We start from the raw sequence: 20,492 nt of genomic DNA on the forward strand, positions 1-20,492 counted from the left end.
GGGACAGCGACAGAAAGGGGTGCTGCGGTGTGCTCACTGCACGAAGGAAGAAATTGGCCATGAAACTATCCTGATTCATATAACTTAAAACAGGATATTTCTGTTTTTAATATAACAAAAATAACGTTTTCTTGTTTGCATATGCCATCTTGATCTCAGTGGGGCTGGCACCATCACACCAGCCACATTTCTCCTGTCAGTGCCGCCAGTTGCTGGCAGGCCGGCATGTCGGCCGCCTGCCGGTTGCTGATCAGCAAGTCGATGTCGCTGGCGGTGCAGGTGCTGATGCGGCTGTTGATGCCCAGTTTGCTGCAGTCGGCCAGCATATAGACCTGATCCGCCTGAGCGCACATGGCGCGCGCCACCTCTGCTTCACGCGGGTCGTAATTGCTGGCGCCCATGCTGGCGCTGACGCCGACGGGCGACAGCAGGGCGATGTCGGCGTGATAACGGTAGATTTCCGCCACCGTGGTGCCGCCCACCGTGGCCGGCGCGCGTTCACCCAGTTCACCCCCCAGCATGATGAGCTGATGGCCCTTGTCCTGTGCGGGCCGGCGCAAGGCCAGTGCCACTTCGAAAGCATTGGTGATGATGGTCATGCCGCTGAGCGTGGCCAGTTCGCGCGCCAGCAGTGCGGTGGTGGTGCCGGCATCGATGAACAGCGTTTGTCCCTGCTGCAGCCTGCTGCAAGCGGCGCGGGCGATAGCCTGCTTGTAAGGCACTTGTTGCTGGGCGCGCTCGGCAATTGGCGCTTCCTCGCCGCTGCGGGCAATCACGCCGCCATGGGTGCGGCGCAACTCTCCCATGGCTTCCAGGGCCGCCACATCGCGGCGTACCGTTTCTCGCGATACCTGCAATGCGCTGACCAGTTGTTCTGTGCTCAGGCGGTGTTGCGTGGACAGCAAGGCGCGGATGCGCTGGTAGCGTTCCTGTTGCCACATGGCTGCGGTACTCCTGCGGGAAGACAGTGGAAGAATGGCAATGCACATTGCGAGATAGCAGAGGGGGCTGTCAAGCCGCTTGCCGCGCGCTCAGGCTGGGTCGCATTCCGGCATTTTGTGTACTTTTGTGGCAAAGTTGTAATATTGGGTATTTATCATGCTGTGCATGCTGACGGGCAGAGAGTCTGTCCGTCCACCCCTACACCATCCCGGGAGAGACCATGCAGCGCCGCCAGTTCATACATGCCCTTGCCGCCGTAACCGCCAGCAGCCCCCTGCTGCTGACGTCCACCACCGCCCGCGCTGCTGCCGGCAATGTCAGCGTGCCGCTGGATGCGGCGCGCTGGTCGCCGCGCAATGTACAGCGGCTGCAATTGCTGCTTAGTCAGCATGGCAGTGCCAGTGCGGCTTACCGCGCCGAGCGCAAGCCGTATGCCGTGTTCGACTGGGATAACACCTGCATCATGAACGACTGCGAAGAAGCGCTGCTGATGTACCAGATCAACCACCTGCAGTACAAGCTGACGCCCGAGGAGTTCAGCCAGGTAGTGTGGCGCGATGTGCCGGATGAAACCTTTATCGCCGACTACAAGACGGTGGATGGCCAGCCGGTGCGGATGGCGGATATCGCGGCGGATGTGGTGTCTGACTACCGCTGGCTGTATACCAATTACCAGGGCCTGGCCGGCAGCCGCAGCCTGGAGGAAATCCAGGCCAGCGAGCAGTTCAAGGATTTTCGCGCCAAGCTGTATTTCATGTATGACGCCATCTGCGACAGCTTCCCGCTGGAAATCGGCTACAAGTGGATCATCTATTTCTACAAGAACATGAGCCCGGCGGAATTGCAGGCGATGGCAATGGCCTCCAACAAGGCGGCCTTGGGCGACGCGCTGCGCAAAGTGCGTTATGAAAGCCCGCGCAGCCTGCCGGGCAAGGCCGGGGTGGTGGCGGATACCCATTTTCATGGCATCCGCGTGCATGAGGAAATCCGCGGTCTGATGCACACCCTGCGCGCCAACGGGATTGATGTGTATGTCAGCACCGCTTCGATTGACGATGTGGTGCGGGTGTTTGCCGGTCATGAAGATTTTGGCTACGGCGTGCCGGCGGAAAACGTCATCGGCCTGCGGCTGGAAATGGCGGATGGCAAATATACCGACCGCTATCAGCCGGGTTGGCACTTTAACTGGGGGCCGGGCAAAACCGTGGGCATCCGCCAGCAGCTACAGGCGAAAAAAGGCTATGGCCCCATCCTGGTGGCCGGTGATAGCGATGGCGATGCCTGGATGCTGCGCGATTTTGCCGACACCTCGGTGGGGCTGATTGTGAATCGCATGAAGAAAGGCGAGATCGGCGCGGATAGCAAACTGGCCGCCGAGCAATTGGGTCAGCCGCAGGCGCGCTTCATTCTGCAGGGACGGGACGAAAGCACCGGCCTGATGTTGCCGGATGAACAATCGCTGAAATACGGTAAGCGCGAACGCAAGCTGCTGGCCTGAGCCGCAGCGGCCTGCCGTGCTGTCAACGAGCAAACCAGATGGCGCGGTAAGCTTGCTGATAGGGCAGGCCTGCATCGATCTCCTGATTGCCCAGTTGTTGCAGCAATTGGCGGGTAAGCAGGATGGGTTTGCTGACATAACCGCTGGGTTTGGCATTGGCAAAGGCGCGATTCATTTCATCCGCCAGTTGCCAGCCTTGCACCCCCAGCGGTTCTGCCACGGTGGCCACTTGCTGTGACAGCCCGGCCCGTATGCGGGTGATGGCCTTGCTGGAGCCATCACCGGCCGAGATGTTGCGGATGTCCGCCCGCCCTGCATGCAGCAGCGGGTAGTTCATTTCGTCAAAATACACATCGTTGATGGCCAGGGTATGCGTCCATTGGCGTCCATAGCGCTGGTTCAACTGACGCACGATGCCCTCCATGCGCTGATTGGCGCTGTTGATGGGAATGTTCTCGATAGCCAGCAGCTTGCAGCCGCTGCAGCGCTGGATTTGCTCCTGCATGTAGCGGGTTTTGCTATTGGCAATGTCAAACCGTGCGTCATTGAAAATCACTACGCCTGCACTGCCGCGACTTTGCTGTATCACATGGTTGGCGGCGCTACGGGCCACTTCCTGCGGATCGGTGCTGATGTTGTAAAACAGTCCCGGCACCACGCCAGGCCGGGCTGCGGCATGCCAGCCCACCAGGACGATATGCGCACGCTGCGCCTGTGCCAGCTCAGCGGAAAGACTGGCCGCCTCGAATCCTCCCAGGATAATACCGTTGCTGCGGCTGGCAATGGCGCTGGCAAACGCCTTGCGCAGCAGCAGATTATCGCCCTGGGCATCCAGTACCTGTATCTGCCAGCCCAGCAGCCGGGCGGCACTGGCAAAGGCGCGATAGTTGCCACCGATGCCGCCATTGCGCAAATCCTGCGCAATATAGGTGACCAGATAATGCCCAGGCTGGCGCGCCGGGCCATCTTTGGGGCCATCCCAGTTTCGCGCCGCCGTTGCGGCCAGTCCCTGAGCGGCAGACAGGACCAGTAGTAACAGCAGCAAAGCTCTGCATATCGCCATGGCTAACTTCCGGTATGACGGGTTGTCATGATGATGAAGTGGATGAGAGGGTTACTGAATACTTTTAGTAGCAAGACTCTGTCTGATTTTATACAGCGAAATTATGAATCTCGTGAAAATTGTCGAATGCTTGCGTTAGCGCAGAAAATGCATTGAAAAACCGCCCGGCAGGCGGGCGGTTTGCCAAGCGTTGATCGCCTCAGAGGCGTTCGAAAATCACCGCAATACCCTGGCCGCCGCCAATACACATGGTGGCCAGTGCATAGCGGCCATGGATGCGCTGCAGCTCATGCACTGCCTTGGTGGCAATCACCGCGCCGCTGGCACCCACCGGGTGGCCCAGGGCAATCGCGCCACCGTTGGGGTTGCAGCGCGCCGGGTCCAGGCCCAGCCCCTTGCATACCGCCAGCGATTGGGCGGCAAAGGCTTCGTTGGATTCGATGACATCCATCTGGTCCAGGCTCAGTCCGGCACGCTGCAGCGCGGCCTGGGTGGCCGGAATCGGGCCTTCACCCATGATGTGGTTGGGCACACCGCTCACCGCATAGGACACGATGCGTGCCAGCGGCTGGTGGCCGGCGGCCGCGGCAGCATCCGCCCCGGCCAGTACCAGGAAGGCTGCACCATCATTGATGCCCGAGGCATTGCCTGCCGTCACCGAGCCGTCCTTCTTGAAGGCTGGTTTCATCTTGCCCAGCGCTTCCAGGGTGGTGGCACGCGGATGTTCGTCGGTATCGAATACCACCTCGCCCTTGCGGGTTTGGCTGACGATGGGGACGATCTGCGAAACGAAATGCCCGGCTGCAATGGCCGCGGCGGCGCGCTGCTGCGAGGCCAGCGCAAACGCATCCTGCTCTTCGCGTGTCAGTTGCCATTTGTCCACCAGGTTCTCGGCGGTGATGCCCATGTGGCCCACACCGAAGGGATCGGTCAGTGCGGCGGTCATCATGTCCACGGCCTTTACATCTCCCATGCGTGCGCCACTGCGCAATTGCGGCAACAGGTAACCGGCACGCGACATGACTTCCACCCCGCCACCGATGGCGTAATCACCATCACCCAGCATGATGGCCTGGGCGCTAGATACCACCGCCTGCAAGCCGGAACCGCACAGGCGGTTTACCGCCATGGCAACCGATTCCATCGGCAGACCGGCGGCAATGGAGGCCAGCCGGGCCACATAGGCGTAGCGGCTTTCGGTGGGAATGCAGTTGCCCACGGTGACATGATGGATCTGGCTGGCATCCACTCCGGAACGGGCTAGCGCTTCTTTCATCACCAGGCCGCCAAGGTCGGCTGGTTCCAGGTGGCTGAGTGCGCCGCCAAATGTGCCGATGGCGGAGCGCACGGCACTCAGTATCACGATATCGCGTTGTTTCATCGTCAGTTTCTCCCGTGTTGTTTTGCTGATGCGCTGCATCAAATGTCTTGCCACAATACCAGCGTCGCCCCCGACTTGCTAGCAAGCGATTGCTTGATTTTTTATGTGATGACCATGCCAGCAGGCGCGGGGAGGATGGGGCAAGACGGGCCGGCCATGCTTGCAGTAAGATCCGGCAGGCAACATTCCCTTGTTGCACCCAAGCGGAAAGGAAAATGCATGAGTCTGTTTGTTTTTGCTACTTTGCAGTGCAAGCCGGAGGCCTTTGCCGCCGTTCGCGATGCCATGCTGGGCATGCAGCGTGATAGCCGGGCCGAGCCTGGCTGTCTGCAATATCAGGTATTGCAGGAGGAGGGGGCTGCCCATGTCCTGCACGTGGTGGAGTGCTATCAGGACATGGCGGCAGTTGAAGCACATCGTGCTTCTGCCCATTACCAGGCTTATCGCAACTGGGTTGCGGACAAGCTGTCTGCCCCGGTCGCGGTCAAGCTGCTACGCGCAGCCGACTGAGCCTGCTTGCGCAGGCCGGACAGCAAAACGACCCGGCAGGCGGGTCGTTGTCTGTTTGTCATGGCGCTGACTGCTCAGCCTTGCTGTCCGGCCAGGCTGTCGCTTGTTACTGGCGGTTCCGCAATGGCCTCGATACGCCCCAGCAGGAAGACAAAGGCAAATACGCCGATGATCAGCATGCCGCCGGCGACCAGAAAGGCATTGGTGAAGGAGTGGGTGCTGCCCACGATATAGCCGGTCACGATGGGGGCAACTGCGCCCATCATATTGTTGGCAAAATTCATGATGCCGCCCACCGTGCCGGTACCGCCGCGCGGGGCAATCAGCGAGGGCAGCGACCATCCTACCGGCGCGGCAGCCGCCAGCCCGCTCAGGGCGATGGTGATCCAGATGATGGCAATGACCGGATCGCTGGTGGTGGTGGCACCAAACACGGCCAGACCCAACAGCATTCCGCCCAGCAGCACCCCCTTGCGGACGCGGGTTTCGTCATGGCCGCGGGCAATCAGATGGTCGATCAGCCAGCCGCCCACCAGCAGGTCTGACAGCGTGGCGAATACCCATGGAATCGCGGCATAGCTGGCCGATTTCAGAATGCTCATATGCATGCTTTGCACCAGATAGCCGGGCAGCCAGGTCAGAAACAGATAAAACACATAGCCATAGGCGGCAAAGCCGATGGACAGTCCCCACACCTTGCGCTGTTGCAGCAGGTAGCCCAGCATGGCCAGCGACCCGGCCTGGCCCACGCCCTCGGCCGCTGCGCCACCTTGCACAATGTACTGGTATTCGCGGTCAGACAGCTTGCGGTCCTGGCTGGGGTCACGATAAATCAGACTGAAGGCGATAAAGTAAGCCACGCTGAGCAGCGCAGTCAGGCCAAATCCCCAGCGCCAGCCCAGGTGTACCACGGTAAGGGCCACCAGCGGCACCCCGATCACATTGGAAAACTTGGCGGCAGCATCGAAGATGGCTGTGGCCATCGCCCGTTCACGGCGCGGGAACCAGTAGCCGGTTGCCTTGGCGCTGACCGGAAAGCCTGGGGCTTCGGCTACGCCCAGCAGCGCACGGGCGGCAAAAATGCCGCCAAAGCCGCCCGCACAGGCGGTCAGGGTGGAGGCCACGCCCCAGAGCAAGGCACCCCAGCGGCCAACCCGCGTCACGCCAAAACGGTCCAGGATCAAGCCGGTTGGAATTTGCAGCAGGGCATAGGTCCAGAAAAAAGCGCTGAACAATAGCCCCAGGTCACTACTGGAGAGATGAAACTCCTGCTGTAGCTGCGGTGCTGCCACCGACAGGCTGATGCGGTCGAAATAATTGACCAGCACACCGATGCCAAGCAGGCCTCCGATACGCCAGCGCCTTTGTGTGCCACGGTGCGATTTGTTGAGCGTTGTCACCTGAATTCTCCTCTGTCGGGATGTCGTTGTATTAGTTAATGGGTTGTGAAAGGTGTTGCAGCACCTGCTGGAGCAATGCCGGCAGGGGCTGGCTGATATCCAGTGTGATGACGTTTTCCACCGCGGGAAGCGGTGCTTGCAGATCGGCAAACTGGCTATCTAGCAATGAGGTGGGCATGAAGTGCGCGCTGCGGGCTGCCATGCGGCTGGCAATCAGTGATTTGCTGCCGGTCAGGTGTACCAGCAACAATGCCGGATCGCCGCTGCGCAGGGTGTCGCGGTAACGTTGCTTAAGCGCGGAGCAGGCCAGTACCACGTGCTGGCCGCGCGCTTTGCTGTTGGCCAGTTGATCCGCCAACAGCTGCAACCAGCCGGCGCGATCTGCATCGCTCAGTGGAATGCCGGCAGCCATGCGGGCAATGTTTTGTGGCGGGTGATAGCTGTCACCTTCGATGTAGTCGGAAGACAGTGCCGCTGCCAATGCCTGGCCAAGGCTGCTTTTGCCACAGCCGGCCACGCCCATGACGACAATGTTGGGAATATTCATGTTAGCGCTAACAAAACAGGGTAAATAAAAACTGCCTCAAGACAGCTTGCGGATGTTAGCGCTAACAATATAAGCGCAGCAAAGGGTTTTGATGTTGCAAGGCAGCAAGCCGTGGCAGGGGGGCAGCAATAGCGGGCGCGGCGCAGCCGGTCGGCGCTGAAGCGGAAATAATGGCCGGCATTTTTTTATGGTGGATCAATGGCTTGCGCCGGGCTGGCACTGCAGGTTTACCAATCAGGGCGGCGGGGCATGCTGTGGTATTTGCGGTACGCCGCCGCCGCTTCAGGTGCTGCTGCGCTGCTGCAGCCGAAAGCCCAGATCCAGCCGCTCATGGCTTAGTGGCAGGCCTTCTATCTGTTGCAGCAGCATGCGTGCCGCGGCCTGGCCGATTTCAAAGCGCGGGGTGGCAATGCTGCTCAGTGGCGGGGTTGTCCAGGCGGCGGATTGCAGGTCATTGAAACCGCCGATGGCCAACTGCTCTGGCAGCCTGATGCCACGCTGCTGGCAGCGGGCGATGGCGCCGATGGCCAGGTCATCATTGCAGCAGAACACAGCATCGCAGTCCGGGTGGGCGGCCAGCAGCGCATCCAGCATGTCCGCGCCCATCTGCATGCTGGATGGTGCCGGGTTCAGCCACTCCAGTGCCGGCGCATGGCAGCCGGCCTGTTGCAAGACCAGCCGATAACCGGCCAGCCGCTTCATCACCCGCTCGTCCAGTTGCGCGCCCATGAAGGCGATGCGGCGCTTGCCGCGCGCCAGCAGGTGCTGGGTCATGCACGCACCGGCTGCCTCCTGGGAGAACCCCACACAAGGCCGCCCGTCATCGCTCAGGTCCATCATGTACACCGCCGGCAAGGACTGGCGCTCCAGGATCTGGCGAAAGGCTTCGTGCTGGGTCAGCCCGGTGACCAGCAGGCCATCCGGGCTGTGTTGCAGATAGGCGCGCAGCAGGGCCAGTTCTTCCTCGCTGCTGTAATGGGTGTTGCCGATCAGCATCTGGTAGCCAGCCGCCTGCAGCACGCTTTCAATCCCGGCCAGCGCATCGATGAACACGGTATTGCTCAGCGATGGAATCAGTACCAGCACCGTATGGGAACGGGCCGATGCCAATTGGCGCGCCGAGCGGTTGGGCACATAACCCAGTTGCTCCACCACCTGCATGATTTTCTCTCGCAGCGCCGGAGATACTCTGTCCGGGGTGTTCAGTGCGCGGGATACCGTAATGGCGCTGACACCGGCAGCCTGGCCGACATCATGCATGGTGATGCCGGAGCCGGCACGCAGGCGGGGTTTTCTCGACATGCTTGACCTGATCTGCTGTAGGAATGCGGGCGATATTGCCGTGGCCGGATTGTAACGCAGCCATGGCCTTTGCTGCTGACCGGCAACCTTGCATGGTTTGAAATTGCCGGGACTGCGGTTATAGTCCCCCCTCCCTAAAGTACAGGAGGTAGCAAGACCCGTAGCAGGTCTTGCGGCAGGACTGCAATGAAAAAGATGGTAGGTGTCTTGTTGCTGCTGGCCGTGGCAGCTTGTGACAAGGATGGTGGCCTCAAGCTGCCGCGAGAAGTGAAGACCCTGGCACAACTGGGCGAAACCGTGGTGCGGCAACTGGACGGGACTGCGATGCATGCCACCAAGGGGCAGGCCGGGCAGGAGCAGGTGGTTTTGTCGGCCTTGGTGCGTGGTGACAAGGCGGTGGGGCATCGTGATTTCAATGGTGCCAAGCGTGTGCTGCCCAAGGTGTTTGCCGGCATGCAGCAGGATTTTTACTGTGGCTGTGCTTATCAGGGCAAGGACGTGGACTGGCTTTCCTGCGGCTATGTGCCGCGCAAGAACCCGGAGCGGGCCAAGCGTATCGAGTGGGAACATGTGGTCCCGGCCTGGGTGCTGGGCCATCAGCGCCAGTGCTGGCAGAACGGTGGTCGCAAGAATTGCGCCAGCAACGATGCCTTATTCCGGCAGGCCGAAGGTGATCTGAACAATCTGGTGCCGGCGGTGGGCGAAGTGAATGCCGATCGCAGCAATCTTTCCTACGGTGCCTGGGCAAAACAGCCGGCACGCATTTATGGCCAGTGCGGCACGGTGGTGGATTTTGCCGGCAAACGGGTACAGCCGCGGGAGGAAGTCCGTGGTCGTGCCGCGCGCATCACGCTTTACATGCACCAGCGCTACGGGCTGAACATGAGCCGGCAGGACCGGCAACTGATGTGTGCCTGGGCACGTCAGTATCCGGTGGATGATTGGGAAACCCGTCGTGATGGCCGGGTAATCAGCTTGCAGGGTGAGGGGAATTATCTGGTCAGCCAGCCGCAGCGGCTGGCTGAAGTCTGCTCTTAGGCAGGCTGGATATCAGGCCTGGGGTGGGCTTTTGCGGCGGCTGCGTGCCGGTTTGGCCGCCACGGCTTCCGCTGCCGGCTGTTCTGCTGCCGGCGCAGTGCTTGTTAGCTGCGGCGCTGCTGCTGGCTGCTCGGCGGGCGCAGCGCTGGCACTGTCATCCACGCGCAGGTCGGGTGCGATTTCGGTGAGCAGTTGTTCCAGCAGCTTGCTGCGGGCGGCGATGTGGTGATCAAAGCGCCAATCCTTCAGCAAATCCAGTGCCACTTCAAAGTAACGCATATCAATCTGGTACAGGCTGCCTAAGTCGAAGGGCCGTCCCATCTCCAGTGCGGCAGCCAGGTCTTTCAATACCTGGACTTGCTCGTGATCCTTGTTTTCTTCAATGAATCGGCGGATTTTCTTGGCGGCATTCATGCTGGCATTCCTTGCGTGTACAGCGGCCTCACCATGGAAGTTTTAGTAAAGCAACTGTACTAAATTGTTTTAAAAACTAGCCCTAGTCTGCCACACGCTTTGCGTAAAAATTATTACCGATTTATGACGGAAAGTTTTTTTGTCATTTATCGCCATGATTTGCCATTTCAATGGCATAGGCAGGCCGGGCCTGGCCTTGGGCCTAGGGCCTGCCGGTTGTCGGGTATGGCGGCGTCTGGCCGATCTTGCCTGGCAGTGCTTGCAGCCTAACCGGCATGATTGGCATCAAAGCGTATGTTCAGCACGCCTTCCTGCACATCCAGGCAGTATTGCGGCCAGCGCATGTCTGGCCATAGCAGTTCTGCCATCAGGGTGTGTGGACGGTAGGTCGCCGTGTACAGCGTGCCATAGCCACGGCCATACGCAGTCTGGAACAGTGGCGGCCGCAGTAGCGTCCGCAGAACGCTATCGGCTGTTTCTGCCTTGCGTACGCCCTGGTTCAACATCCATTCGCGCTCCTCGGACAGGGTGGCGCGGGCATGGGCCTGCCATTCCACGCTGTGCTGATGGTTGGCTACCGCCGGGCGGTAGACCACTTCAGCGGGCCGGTCCGGAGCCACAAAGACCGTCGCCCATTGGCAGTGACGATCCAGCAAGGTGATGTTGTAAGTCATGTGTACCGGCAGGCGCTGCAAGATGGCCACCGCCGCATTGGTGTTGCTGGCGGTTTCCAGCAGGTAGCGCATGACCAGTGGTATGCCGAAGCCTTCGCCCACGGCAGTGCGGCCACCAAAGGAGAGCGAGGCCGCCAGGCCGTCCTCGTTGATGCCATCGAGCGCGCCCCACAGGCAGTCGCTCATCGCCAGCACCTGGCGGCCCAGCCAGCGCGTGGACAGCCAGCTCCCTTCCAGCAGTGCCGGTGCGTAGTCGTAATTGCGCGCCAGCAGCGGGCCTTCCACGCCGTAGGGGTCCAGCCATACCGCTTGTGAGCAGCCGGAGATATACGACGGCGGGCACCACTGTGACAGGAAGCGTGCTTCCAGATCGCCGCCGCCGGCCAGCTCGCAAAGTTGTTGATACAGTCCAGCCAGCTCCGGCATGTGCTGGCGCAGTGCGCGCCGGCCAGCCAGATAAGAGGGGCGGGCGCGATAACCATCACGCAAAAACCATTGTTGATAGGCCGGCCAGCGCAGTTGGAACAGTGCCTGCCAGCGTGCGCCTGGCGTGTCTTCCCGGATTGCTTCGAATGTACAGCGCATGTGTCTCACTAGTTTGCGGGTCGCCGCCGTCTTGCAGGCGACGACCGGGGTGGCGCTGAGGGGATTATAGAATCTTGAAGGCACCGGGCGGGGGGACTTGCTCTTCGTGCAGGGCCATGATGGGTTTGGCCGCATAGTATTTCTTGATGCCGCTGATCCAGTTGCGCGCGCGCTCGTTGAGGGCGAAGTCGTCCGTCATGGAGCGGCCACGCGTGATCAGGATGCCCAGGTCGGCTCCTTCGTAGCGATAGTCGCCCGGTCCGCTGATACGCAGGAAGAATGCCTCGTTTTCCGATTCGATATCCTGGCGTTTGTAGTCGAAGCGGTGGTAGGACACCGAACCGTCGTCCGCCATGCGGTAGATGCCGGTGGCCGGAGCATGGGTGATGATGTCGACATTGTTGGCGGTGTGCTTGAGCACCAGTTGGCTCCAACTGTCGATAAAGGCCGGATTGGCCCAGCGGGCGTTCAGTTCTTCTACATCCAGTTCAAACTCGATGCCGGAGAATTCCAGCAGGTGGAACAGGAACAGCGGCACATCGGCATAGGCGAAGGCGGCGTGGTTGGTCATCGGGCTGGCACCGCAGATGCGCGGGTTCAGTTCGCCCAGATAAACCTCGTCCGTGTCCTTGTCGATGAGGAAGTCCAGATCGAAATAGCCGCGATAGCCTTCGGCCATCAACTGGTTGCCGAAGCGGTAAGCCATGTCGCGTGCCTTGGCACGCACTTCTTCGCTAAATGCGCCGGGGAAGATTTCATTGCCGCACCAGCCGCCGCGATAGGGCGTCAGTTCCGCCTCGCCGACCACCTCGGTCAGCAAGGGGCCGACCAGGGTGCCGCTGCGGGTGGCACAGGCTTCCAGCGTGGCCCCGCGGCAGTTGATGCGCTTCATGATCTTGACTTCCGGATCCTGGATGATTTCCTCGGCATGGCGGTCGAAATCCGCCTCGCTGGAAATAAAGAAGGTGGTATGGCCGGAGTCGCCAAAGGCAGTTTGCACCACCAACTGTTCGCCCAGGCCATGGGCGTCGGCAATCTGGCGCAGATGGGCATAGCTGTCCACCTTGCTCAGGGCATTGGGGACGGAAGGTACGCCCGCCTTGTTGCCGATGCGCACGGTTTCCATCTTGTTGTCGCAGCGTTCGCGCAAGGCGGCGCTGGGGAACCACACTTCAATGCCCAGTTCCTGGCACAGGCGTTCGGTTTCGGCATCAAACATCAGGAACACCGCCACCGGCCGGCCACCGGCGCGCTCGACATAATCCACTACATCCTTGTGCTGCAGCAGGTAGTTATTGATGTCCTCGATAGACTGGAATTCCTTGTGCGGCAGTTGCGGCGGCACAAACACATTGGGGTGGCGGCCATCGAAGCAATCGATGTAGTTGATGTATTTGAAGCGGTTGACCCACTGGTCTATGCCCAGCAGGTTGAAGTTGGTGGCGCTGATGAAGTAGATCGGCCTTTCGTTGCGGTGAAACAGCAGGCGCAGATCGGAAATATTGCTGACTTTTTGCATGGGGTGCTCTCCCTGAGCGGCTGGCGGAAGGGTGTTGGATGTGTGCAGCTGGGTGCTGGCTTGCCGCCAGCTATGCAGCCATTGCCGGCAATAGCGCAGCCAGCCTGCTGCCAGGCTGCTGATCATGACTGGCCCTGGCTGGCGGTCAGTGCTTCGCTGTCCGCCTTGATTTCCGCCATCGGGCCGCCGGGGCCGGATAGTTCGCCCTGATGGTGGTCTTGCGGTTTGGCCAGCGGCCCCAACTGGTACAGATAGCTGTCCACGCCGCTGTCGCGCTGGTACACCGCAAAGTCACAGCGCCGGTCACGGAAGCTCTTGAGCGGCTGGCCCAGGCCGCGCAGGCCGCGTTCGCGTTCGCGTCGCACTTTGTCAAAGTCGATTTCCACCGGAATGATTTCCGGGCCATTGCCCGCCTGATGCAGTACATAGCCTGCCGGGTCCACCACGATGGAGCGGCCGACACCACCGTCACCCACCCCGTTGATGTCGAGGAAATACACCTGGTTGGTAACGGCGGAGGCACGGGCGATGGCCAGTTCCACTTCGCGGTCTATGGTGTCGGTCATGGTGGGGTGCAGGATGACTTCCGCTCCCATCGCCGCCAGCGTGCGCGTGGTTTCCGGGAACCACATGTCGTAGCAGATCGAGATGCCGATGCGTCCGGCGTCGGGTACATCAAACACCACGAACTGGTCGCCGGCGCTGATGCCTTTTTCGTAGGGCAGGAAGGGAAACAGCTTGCTGAAGCGGGCAATGACTTCGCCGTGCGGATTGATCACCGGACTGGTGTTGAAAACCTGGCCGTCACGCAGTTCGAACAGCGAACCGGGGATCAGCCAGATGCCGTGCTGGGCGGCGATCTGGCACAGGCGCTGTTCGGCATCACCCGGCATGGCTTCCGCTTTTAGCGGGCTGGGACCATACGGGGCCAGTTCGGAAAACAACACCATGTCGACCCAGGGGAAACGGTGTTTGACATGGGCAACGTAATGTCCCATGCGCGTGATGTTTTCTTCGAAGGCGGAAACCGACATCTGGATGCCGGCAATGGCGAAGCGTTTCAAGGTCTCTCCCGTATGGATGCACGCGCTGCGGTGCGGCCAGGCGTGAAGTACCGGCCTGGCGTGCCATGCAGCGCGAGGCGATGTTGGTGGGAGAGCAGTCTACAAATGAGGGAAGGCGGCCAGAAATAGCCGATTTCTGATTCAGTAGTCAGGAAATGGACTATCCATTTGACTGGAAATTTCTGGGTTATTCCGGGTGGGAGAGTGGGGCGGCGGTAAAATGCGTTTTGTGGCGTAAAGCCTGGCTGCGCAGGTGTTGGTCGGCGGCGTGCCGGGGTGGCCGCCGTGCTCTGTCAAGTGGCTGATGTGCCAGCCGGTTCAGCTTTCCAGCAAGCGGTAGCCCACGCCGGTTTCGGTCAGGATGTGCTGCGGCATGGCCGGGTTGTCTTCCAGCTTTTGCCGCAGATGGCCCATGTAGACGCGCAGGTACTGGTTATGCTCGGAGAAGGATGGCCCCCATACCGCCAGCAGCAGCTCGCGGTGGGTGATGACCTTGCCGGCATTGCGGATCAAAGTGGCCAGCAGGCGGTACTCGATGGGCGTGAGATGCACCATGACCTCGCCCTTGTGTACGGTGCGGGCCACCAGATCGACCTTGATCTCCCCAAAGGCAAAGGTCTGCACCGGGGCGGCACTGCCATTGCCACGCCGACGCAGCAGCACGCGGATGCGCGCCATGCATTCGGCCACCCCAAAGGGTTTGGTCAGGTAGTCGTCGGCCCCGGCATCCAGTGCCTGAACCTTTTCGGCTTCTTGCGTCCGGGCCGACAGTACCAGGATGGGCAGGTCGGTCCACTCGCGTAACTGGCGGATAACCTCGATGCCGTTCATGTCCGGCAAGCCCAGGTCCAGTATCACCATGTCCGGCTTGCGGGTGGCCACTTCGATCAGGCCCTGCCGGCCGGTTTCGGCAGGGTGGACGACCCAGTTGTCACCATTGAGTGCTGAGGCCAGGAAGTGGCGTATCGGCTTTTCATCTTCGATGACCACCAGATTGACGGGGGTTTCGCTCATGGTTTGATATCCTCTTCGCCCGGCAGGGCCGGCATGGGGCTGACAGGCAGGGTGAAACAGAATTGTGCGCCCTGCGGCTGGCGGTTGCTCGCCGCAATGCTGCCACCATGGGCCTCGACAATGCTGCGGCAGATGGCCAGCCCCAGGCCCACGCCTGGCGTGGTGGTTTCACTGCTGCCGCGGGTGAACTTGTCGAACAGCTTGTGCTCCTGCCCGCCGGGCAGGCCGGGGCCATCGTCCTGTATGCAAACCCGTATTGTAGCGCCCTCGCTGTTGGCGCTGAGCGTGATATGGCTGCCCGCTGGCGTGTATTTGGCGGCATTTTCCAGCAGGTTGACCAATACCCGTTCAATCAGCACCGCATCGTATTCCAGCACCGGAAGATCATCGGCCAGCGCCACTTGCAGCTGATGCGCTTGCAAGCTGTGCTGGCAGGCGCGTACCGCGCTGCCCACCACATCGTCCAGCAGTTGCCATTCCCGGTTCAGTTGTACGCCGGATTGCAGCTTGGCCATGTCCAGCAGATTGGTGACCAGGTGGTTCATGCGCAGTGATTCTTCCTGGATCGAGCGGGCGATATCGAGCTGTTTGGCTGCATCGACCTGGCCTGCTGCCAGAATGCTGGACAGCCCGACCAGAGTGGTGAGCGGGGTGCGCAGATCGTGCGAGATCACCGCCAGCACGCTGTTGCGCAGGCGCTCGGATTCCATGGCAACAATGGCGTCTTGCGCCACTTCCACGTAATGCACCCGTTCCAGCGCCAGGGCAATCTGTGCCGCGCAGGTTTCCAGCAGGCGTTGCTGTTCCGGCAGGAAAACCTGATCCAGTTGTTCGGGCAGCACGGCCAGCACGCCGCGATTGCGCATCGGCGCTTTCAGCGGCAGATACAACATGGTACTGGCCGGCAGGGTGAGGGTGCCCAGGCCAGCGGGCTGCTGCTTGTCATACACCCACTGCGCCACGCCCGGGTCGGCCTGGACGCTGCTGTCGTTTTCGGCGCGCAGCTCATCCTTGCTGTCCGGGGTGAACAGCACGATGCTGGCATTGAACAGGGGCTGCAGGCGGCTGACGGCGATGTCGATGATCTGGCTGGCGGTGAGGGCGCCGGCCAGTTCCCGCCCCAGTTCGTACAGGGCGCGGGTGCGGCGTTCGCGATAGGTGGCAAGCGTGGCTTCAAAGCGCAGGCGGGCGGTGAGCTGGCTGATAATGAGGGCGACGGCAAACATCACCGCAAAGGTCAGCAGGTACTGGGTATCGGAAACCGATAACGACAGCCGTGGCGGCACGAAAAAGAAATCGAAGGCGGCCACCGCCAGCAAGGATGCCAGCACGCCGGGGCCACGGCCAAAGCGCACCGCCACCAGCACCACCGCCAGCAGGTAGAGCATGACGACGTTGGACAGTGCAAAAAACGGTGTCAGCAGGCTGACCAGACCCGTGGTGAGCAGGCAGGCCAGCAGGGCCGCCAGATAACCATGGACTTGTTTCTGGCGGCCGGCCTCGCCAAACAGCAGGCGGTTGAAGCCATCCGGCCGGGTGCTGGTGCTGTCGTCGTCTGCTGCATGTGATACCACGTATACATCCACATCCTGGGCTTGCTGCATCAGTTGTTCCAGCAAGGGACGTTTTAGCAGGCGGCACAGCTTGCCGGCGGATGACTTGCCCACCACCAGCTTGGAAACATTGCGGCTGCGGGCATAGGCCAGCAGGGTGCTGGCCAGATCGCTGCCCCCCAGCACGGTGGTTTCCGCGCCCAGCTCTTGTGCCAGTTTCAGGCCTTTCATGATGCGGGCCCGCTTGGTTTCCGACAGGCCTTGCAGGGCCGGTGTTTCAACAAAGACGGCAATCCAGTCGGCATCCAGGCTGGCGGCCAGCCGTTTGCCGCTGCGCACCAGTTTTTCCGTTCCCGGACCATGCCCCACGCAAATCAGCAAGCGTTCGCGGGCATGCCATACCGGCTTGATCGACTGGTCGGCGCGGTAGGCGCGCATCTGGGCATCCACCCGGTCGGCGGTACGGCGCAGTGCCAGTTCGCGCAGTGCCAGCAGATTGCCTTTGCGGAAGAAGTTCTTTACCGCACGCTCGGCCTGGTGGGCGAGGTAAACCTTGCCTGCGGCCAGCCGCGCCAGCAGTTCGTCTGGCGGCAAATCCACCAGTGCCACTTCCTCGGCCTGGTCAAATACGTGATCGGGCAGGGTTTCGCGCACCACGATGCCGGTGATCTGGCCCACCACATCGTTCAGGCTTTCCAGATGCTGCACATTTAGCGTGGTGTAGACGTCGATGCCGGCGGCCAGCAGCTCTTCCACGTCCTGCCAGCGTTTGCTGTGGCGCGAACCGGGGACATTGGAGTGGGCAAACTCGTCCATCAGGATCAGTTGCGGATGCCGCGCCAGTGCGCGGTCCAGATCAAACTCGGCCAGACTGCGGCCCTTGTATTCGATCTGGGCCGGTGGCAGTACTTCCAGGCCTTGCAGCTGGGCTTCGGTTTCCTTGCGGCCATGGGTTTCCACCACGCCCACCAGCACCTGGCAGCCTTCCTGCTGGCGTGTTCTTGCGGCGCTGAGCATGGCATAGGTCTTGCCCACGCCGGCGCAGGCACCAAAGAAAATCTTCAAGCGGCCGCGTTGTGCAGCCAGCTCTTCCTGTTTCAGCTCATCCAGCAGGGCATCTGGATCAGGGCGGGTATCCGTCATGTTCGGTCCATCGTGGTGTATGGCAGTACAGCACAATGCCCTGCCGGTGAGGGCAGGGCGATGCCGGGCAAACAGCAAGCGAGTTTACTTCAGCGCATCCAGCGCCAGGTTCAGTTCCAGCACATTGACCCGTGGTTCACCCAGCAGGCCGAAGGTTTCGGCGATGGCGTGATCATCCACCAGCTTGTGTACCTGTGCCAGTGCAATTCCGCGCGCCTGGGCAACCCGTGCCATCTGGTAATAAGCTGCCGCCAGCGAGATGTCCGGGTCAAGCCCGCTGGCCGAGGCGGTTACCAGATCAACCGGTATGGCACCGCTCTCGGTGGGGTGGGCCTTGCGCAACTGTTCTACATTGGCCTTCACGGCATCTAGCTGGGCCTGGTTGGTGGGGCCGAGGTTGGAGCCGCCGGAGCCGCCGGCATTGTAGGCCATGGGACTGGTTGCGGATGGCCGGCCCCAGAAATACTGGTTGCCGGAAAAGTGCTGGCCGATCAGGCGGGAGCCGATGATCTGGCCATTTTTTTCGATCAGGCTGCCATTGGCCTGCTGCGGAAACAGCGCCTGAGCCAGCGCGGTGGTGAGCAGCGGATAGGCCAGGCCGGTCAGCAGGGATAGCATGGCAAACAGCAGCAGTGCCGGACGTAGGGTTTTAAGCATGATGATTTCCTTCTTGTGAGGGCGTGACTCAGACCAGACCCAGGCTGCCCAGCAGCATGTCAATCAGCTTGATACCGGCAAAGGGCAGCAGCAGGCCGCCCAGGCCGTAGATCAGCAAATTGCCGCGCAGCAGTTCTGCCGCACTTCTGGCGTGGTATTTCACCCCTTTGAGGGCTAACGGAATCAGGAACACGATGATCAGCGCATTGAAAACGACGGCGGACATGATGGCCGAGGCCGGGCTGTTCAGGCCCATCACGTTCAGCGCATTCAACTGCGGATAAGTGCTGGCAAAGGCCGCCGGGATGATGGCGAAGTACTTGGCCACGTCGTTGGAGATGGAAAAGGTGGTGAGCGAACCACGGGTCATCAGCATCTGCTTGCCGATTTCCACGATCTCGATCAGCTTGGTGGGGTTGGAGTCCAGGTCCACCATATTGCCGGCCTCTTTCGCCGCCTGGGTGCCGGTGTTCATCGCCACCGCCACATCGGCCTGGGCCAGCGCCGGGGCGTCGTTGGTGCCGTCGCCGGTCATGGCCACCAGCTTGCCTTCGGCCTGATGGCTGCGGATCAGCCTGAGCTTGGCTTCCGGCGTGGCTTCGGCCAGGAAGTCGTCCACGCCGGCCTCAGCGGCAATGGCGGCGGCGGTCAGCGGGTTGTCGCCGGTGATCATGACGGTCTTGATGCCCATCTGGCGCAGCTCGGCAAAGCGCTCCTTGATGCCGCCCTTCACGATGTCCTTCAGCTCAATCACCCCCAGTGCGCGCTTGCCTTCGGCCACCAGCAGCGGGGTAGAGCCGCGGCGGGCCACTTCATCCGCACTCTTGGCCAGGGCATCGGGGAAGACGCCGCCTTGCTCGGCGATATGACGACGAATGGCGTCGATGGCACCCTTGCGGATCTGCCGGCCATCGTAGTCGATGCCGCTCATGCGGGTTTGTGCGGTAAACGGGATGAATACTGCCTCATGGCTGGCCAGTTCGCGTTCGCGCAGGGCGAATTTCTGCTTGGCCAGTACCACGATGGAACGGCCTTCCGGGGTTTCATCGGCCAGCGAGGCCAGTTGGGCGGCGTCAGCCAGTTGCTGTTCGCTGATGCCCGGAGCCGGGATGAAGGCCGATGCCTGCCGGTTGCCCAGGGTAATGGTGCCGGTCTTGTCCAACAGCAGCACATCCACATCGCCCGCCGCTTCCACCGCACGGCCCGAGGTGGCAATCACATTGGCCCCCATCATGCGGCTCATGCCCGCCACGCCAATGGCACTTAACAGGCCGCCAATGGTGGTGGGAATCAGGCAAACCAGCAATGCCACCAGCGTGGTGATGCTGATGGGCGAGCCTGCCTTGGCGGCATCCACGCTGAACAAGGAGTAGGGCAGCAGGGTGGCGGTGACGATCAGGAACACGATGGTCAGTGCCACCAGCAGGATGGTCAGCGCAATCTCGTTCGGGGTTTTCTGGCGCTTGGCCCCTTCCACCATGGCAATCATGCGGTCAAGAAAGGTTTCCCCCGGATTGGCGGTGATGCGCACCACAATCCAGTCTGACAGCACGCGGGTGCCGCCGGTGACCGAGGAGAAGTCGCCGCCGGATTCGCGGATCACCGGGGCCGATTCACCGGTAATGGCCGATTCGTCCACCGAGGCCACACCATCCATGACTTCACCATCCACCGGAATCACATCGCCAGCCTCCACCAGCACGATGTCACCCTTTTTCAGACTGTGGCCATCCACAATGCTGATACCGGCTTCCCGGCGCGGGCCGGACAGTTTTTTTGCCACCACGTTTTTCTTGGCCGAACGCAGGCTGGCAGCCTGCGCCTTGCTGCGGCCCTCGGCCAGTGCCTCGGCAAAGTTGGCAAACAGCACGGTAAACCACAGCCAGAGCGAGATGGCCAGGATAAAGCCGGCTGCGGCCTCGCCCTTGCCAAGCAAGGCCTGCAGCCAGAGTGCCGTGGTCAGGATGCTGCCAACATAGACGACAAACATCACCGGGTTGCGCCATTGGGTGCGCGGTGACAGCTTCTTGAAAGAGTCGATGATGGCCGGTTTGAGCAAGGCCGGGTCAAACATGCCCTTGCCCGGTTTGTCGTGCTGGCCGGCTGTGCTGTTTGCTACAGCCGGCACTATGGAATGATTGCGATCGTTCATCTTGTTTTCCTTGATCCTGTTTGGTGTCCACGTGCA

17 protein-coding genes are annotated in these 20,492 nt (G+C 61.1%); 3 read left to right on the forward strand and 14 right to left on the reverse strand.

Annotated elements, in window-relative coordinates:
• Positions 1-173: 173 nt before the first annotated feature.
• Positions 174-941, reverse strand: coding sequence for a DeoR/GlpR family DNA-binding transcription regulator (locus DLM_RS05135; RefSeq protein WP_089085278.1), 768 nt, complete (start codon positions 939-941; stop codon positions 174-176).
• A gap of 221 nt (positions 942-1,162) precedes the next feature.
• Between DLM_RS05135 and DLM_RS05140 the strand changes: the two genes are divergently transcribed.
• Positions 1,163-2,440 (forward strand): haloacid dehalogenase-like hydrolase, encoded by a 1,278-nt coding sequence (locus tag DLM_RS05140; protein ID WP_089085279.1) that lies wholly within the window; start codon positions 1,163-1,165, stop codon positions 2,438-2,440.
• Positions 2,441-2,462: 22 nt separating this feature from the next.
• Here the strand turns inward: DLM_RS05140 and DLM_RS05145 are convergent, their stop codons facing one another.
• Complete coding sequence (locus DLM_RS05145) at positions 2,463-3,503, reverse strand: substrate-binding domain-containing protein (protein ID WP_089085280.1); 1,041 nt, start codon at positions 3,501-3,503, stop codon at positions 2,463-2,465.
• Positions 3,504-3,702: 199 nt separating this feature from the next.
• The gene (locus DLM_RS05150) at positions 3,703-4,884 is read right to left on the reverse strand and encodes an acetyl-CoA C-acyltransferase family protein (protein WP_089085470.1); all 1,182 of its coding nucleotides are present in this window, start codon (positions 4,882-4,884) and stop codon (positions 3,703-3,705) included.
• Between the two features lie 219 nt (positions 4,885-5,103).
• On the opposite strand from DLM_RS05150, the gene DLM_RS05155 reads away from it, so the two are divergent.
• Positions 5,104-5,394: a putative quinol monooxygenase gene (locus DLM_RS05155; protein ID WP_089085281.1), complete on the forward strand. Its 291-nt coding sequence runs from the start codon at positions 5,104-5,106 to the stop codon at positions 5,392-5,394.
• Positions 5,395-5,468: 74 nt separating this feature from the next.
• Here the strand turns inward: DLM_RS05155 and DLM_RS05160 are convergent, their stop codons facing one another.
• The 3 genes from DLM_RS05160 to DLM_RS05170 all read right to left on the reverse strand — a co-directional run bounded on the left by DLM_RS05160 (position 5,469) and on the right by DLM_RS05170 (position 8,643).
• Entirely contained in the window at positions 5,469-6,794 is a 1,326-nt protein-coding gene (locus DLM_RS05160; RefSeq protein WP_089085282.1) for an MFS transporter, read from the reverse strand.
• Positions 6,795-6,825: 31 nt separating this feature from the next.
• The gene (locus tag DLM_RS05165; protein WP_089085283.1) at positions 6,826-7,341 is read right to left on the reverse strand and encodes a gluconokinase; all 516 of its coding nucleotides are present in this window, start codon (positions 7,339-7,341) and stop codon (positions 6,826-6,828) included.
• A gap of 282 nt (positions 7,342-7,623) precedes the next feature.
• Entirely contained in the window at positions 7,624-8,643 is a 1,020-nt protein-coding gene (locus DLM_RS05170; protein WP_089085284.1) for a LacI family DNA-binding transcriptional regulator, read from the reverse strand.
• A 186-nt stretch (positions 8,644-8,829) separates the two neighbouring features.
• On the opposite strand from DLM_RS05170, the gene DLM_RS05175 reads away from it, so the two are divergent.
• Entirely contained in the window at positions 8,830-9,681 is an 852-nt protein-coding gene (locus tag DLM_RS05175) for an endonuclease (RefSeq protein ID WP_089085285.1), read from the forward strand.
• Between the two features lie 12 nt (positions 9,682-9,693).
• On the opposite strand, the gene DLM_RS05180 is transcribed toward DLM_RS05175, so the two are convergent.
• The 8 genes from DLM_RS05180 to kdpB all read right to left on the reverse strand — a co-directional run bounded on the left by DLM_RS05180 (position 9,694) and on the right by kdpB (position 20,378).
• Entirely contained in the window at positions 9,694-10,095 is a 402-nt protein-coding gene (locus DLM_RS05180) for a hypothetical protein (protein WP_089085286.1), read from the reverse strand.
• A gap of 266 nt (positions 10,096-10,361) precedes the next feature.
• Positions 10,362-11,354: a C45 family autoproteolytic acyltransferase/hydolase gene (locus DLM_RS05185; protein WP_089085287.1), complete on the reverse strand. Its 993-nt coding sequence runs from the start codon at positions 11,352-11,354 to the stop codon at positions 10,362-10,364.
• A gap of 64 nt (positions 11,355-11,418) precedes the next feature.
• On the reverse strand, positions 11,419-12,873 hold the full coding sequence (locus DLM_RS05190) for a biotin carboxylase (RefSeq protein ID WP_089085471.1): 1,455 nt from the start codon (positions 12,871-12,873) through the stop codon (positions 11,419-11,421).
• A 122-nt stretch (positions 12,874-12,995) separates the two neighbouring features.
• On the reverse strand, positions 12,996-13,937 hold the full coding sequence (locus DLM_RS05195) for a carbon-nitrogen hydrolase family protein (RefSeq protein WP_197715506.1): 942 nt from the start codon (positions 13,935-13,937) through the stop codon (positions 12,996-12,998).
• A 318-nt stretch (positions 13,938-14,255) separates the two neighbouring features.
• Positions 14,256-14,951 (reverse strand): response regulator, encoded by a 696-nt coding sequence (locus DLM_RS05200; protein WP_089085288.1) that lies wholly within the window; start codon positions 14,949-14,951, stop codon positions 14,256-14,258.
• The gene (locus tag DLM_RS05205) at positions 14,948-17,647 is read right to left on the reverse strand and encodes a DUF4118 domain-containing protein (protein ID WP_089085289.1); all 2,700 of its coding nucleotides are present in this window, start codon (positions 17,645-17,647) and stop codon (positions 14,948-14,950) included. Before DLM_RS05205 ends, DLM_RS05200 begins: the two co-directional genes overlap by 4 nt.
• An 84-nt stretch (positions 17,648-17,731) precedes the next feature.
• Positions 17,732-18,304 carry a potassium-transporting ATPase subunit KdpC gene (gene kdpC / locus DLM_RS05210; protein ID WP_089085290.1) on the reverse strand — a complete coding sequence of 191 codons (573 nt, stop codon included), beginning with the start codon at positions 18,302-18,304 and terminating at the stop codon, positions 17,732-17,734.
• Positions 18,305-18,332: 28 nt separating this feature from the next.
• Positions 18,333-20,378, reverse strand: a complete 2,046-nt coding sequence (gene kdpB, locus DLM_RS05215; RefSeq protein WP_089085473.1) for a potassium-transporting ATPase subunit KdpB — start codon at positions 20,376-20,378, stop codon at positions 18,333-18,335.
• Positions 20,379-20,492 lie beyond the last annotated feature (114 nt).

Source organism: Aquitalea magnusonii (assembly GCF_002217795.2).
Classification (GTDB): Bacteria; Pseudomonadota; Gammaproteobacteria; order Burkholderiales; family Chromobacteriaceae; genus Aquitalea; species Aquitalea magnusonii_B.

Coding starts and splice junctions, on each gene's coding strand:
- DLM_RS05180 (WP_089085286.1), bottom strand. CDS start 10,095: ATGAATGCCGCCAAGAAAATCCGCCGATTCATTGAAGAAAACAAGGAT.
- DLM_RS05205 (WP_089085289.1), bottom strand. CDS start 17,647: ATGACGGATACCCGCCCTGATCCAGATGCCCTGCTGGATGAGCTGAAA.
- DLM_RS05145 (WP_089085280.1), bottom strand. CDS start 3,503: ATGGCGATATGCAGAGCTTTGCTGCTGTTACTACTGGTCCTGTCTGCC.
- DLM_RS05170 (WP_089085284.1), bottom strand. CDS start 8,643: ATGTCGAGAAAACCCCGCCTGCGTGCCGGCTCCGGCATCACCATGCAT.
- DLM_RS05140 (WP_089085279.1), top strand. CDS start 1,163: ATGCAGCGCCGCCAGTTCATACATGCCCTTGCCGCCGTAACCGCCAGC.
- DLM_RS05200 (WP_089085288.1), bottom strand. CDS start 14,951: ATGAGCGAAACCCCCGTCAATCTGGTGGTCATCGAAGATGAAAAGCCG.
- DLM_RS05190 (WP_089085471.1), bottom strand. CDS start 12,873: ATGCAAAAAGTCAGCAATATTTCCGATCTGCGCCTGCTGTTTCACCGC.
- DLM_RS05135 (WP_089085278.1), bottom strand. CDS start 941: ATGTGGCAACAGGAACGCTACCAGCGCATCCGCGCCTTGCTGTCCACG.
- DLM_RS05150 (WP_089085470.1), bottom strand. CDS start 4,884: ATGAAACAACGCGATATCGTGATACTGAGTGCCGTGCGCTCCGCCATC.
- kdpB (WP_089085473.1), bottom strand. CDS start 20,378: ATGTTTGACCCGGCCTTGCTCAAACCGGCCATCATCGACTCTTTCAAG.
- DLM_RS05155 (WP_089085281.1), top strand. CDS start 5,104: ATGAGTCTGTTTGTTTTTGCTACTTTGCAGTGCAAGCCGGAGGCCTTT.
- DLM_RS05165 (WP_089085283.1), bottom strand. CDS start 7,341: ATGAATATTCCCAACATTGTCGTCATGGGCGTGGCCGGCTGTGGCAAA.
- kdpC (WP_089085290.1), bottom strand. CDS start 18,304: ATGCTTAAAACCCTACGTCCGGCACTGCTGCTGTTTGCCATGCTATCC.
- DLM_RS05185 (WP_089085287.1), bottom strand. CDS start 11,354: ATGCGCTGTACATTCGAAGCAATCCGGGAAGACACGCCAGGCGCACGC.
- DLM_RS05175 (WP_089085285.1), top strand. CDS start 8,830: ATGAAAAAGATGGTAGGTGTCTTGTTGCTGCTGGCCGTGGCAGCTTGT.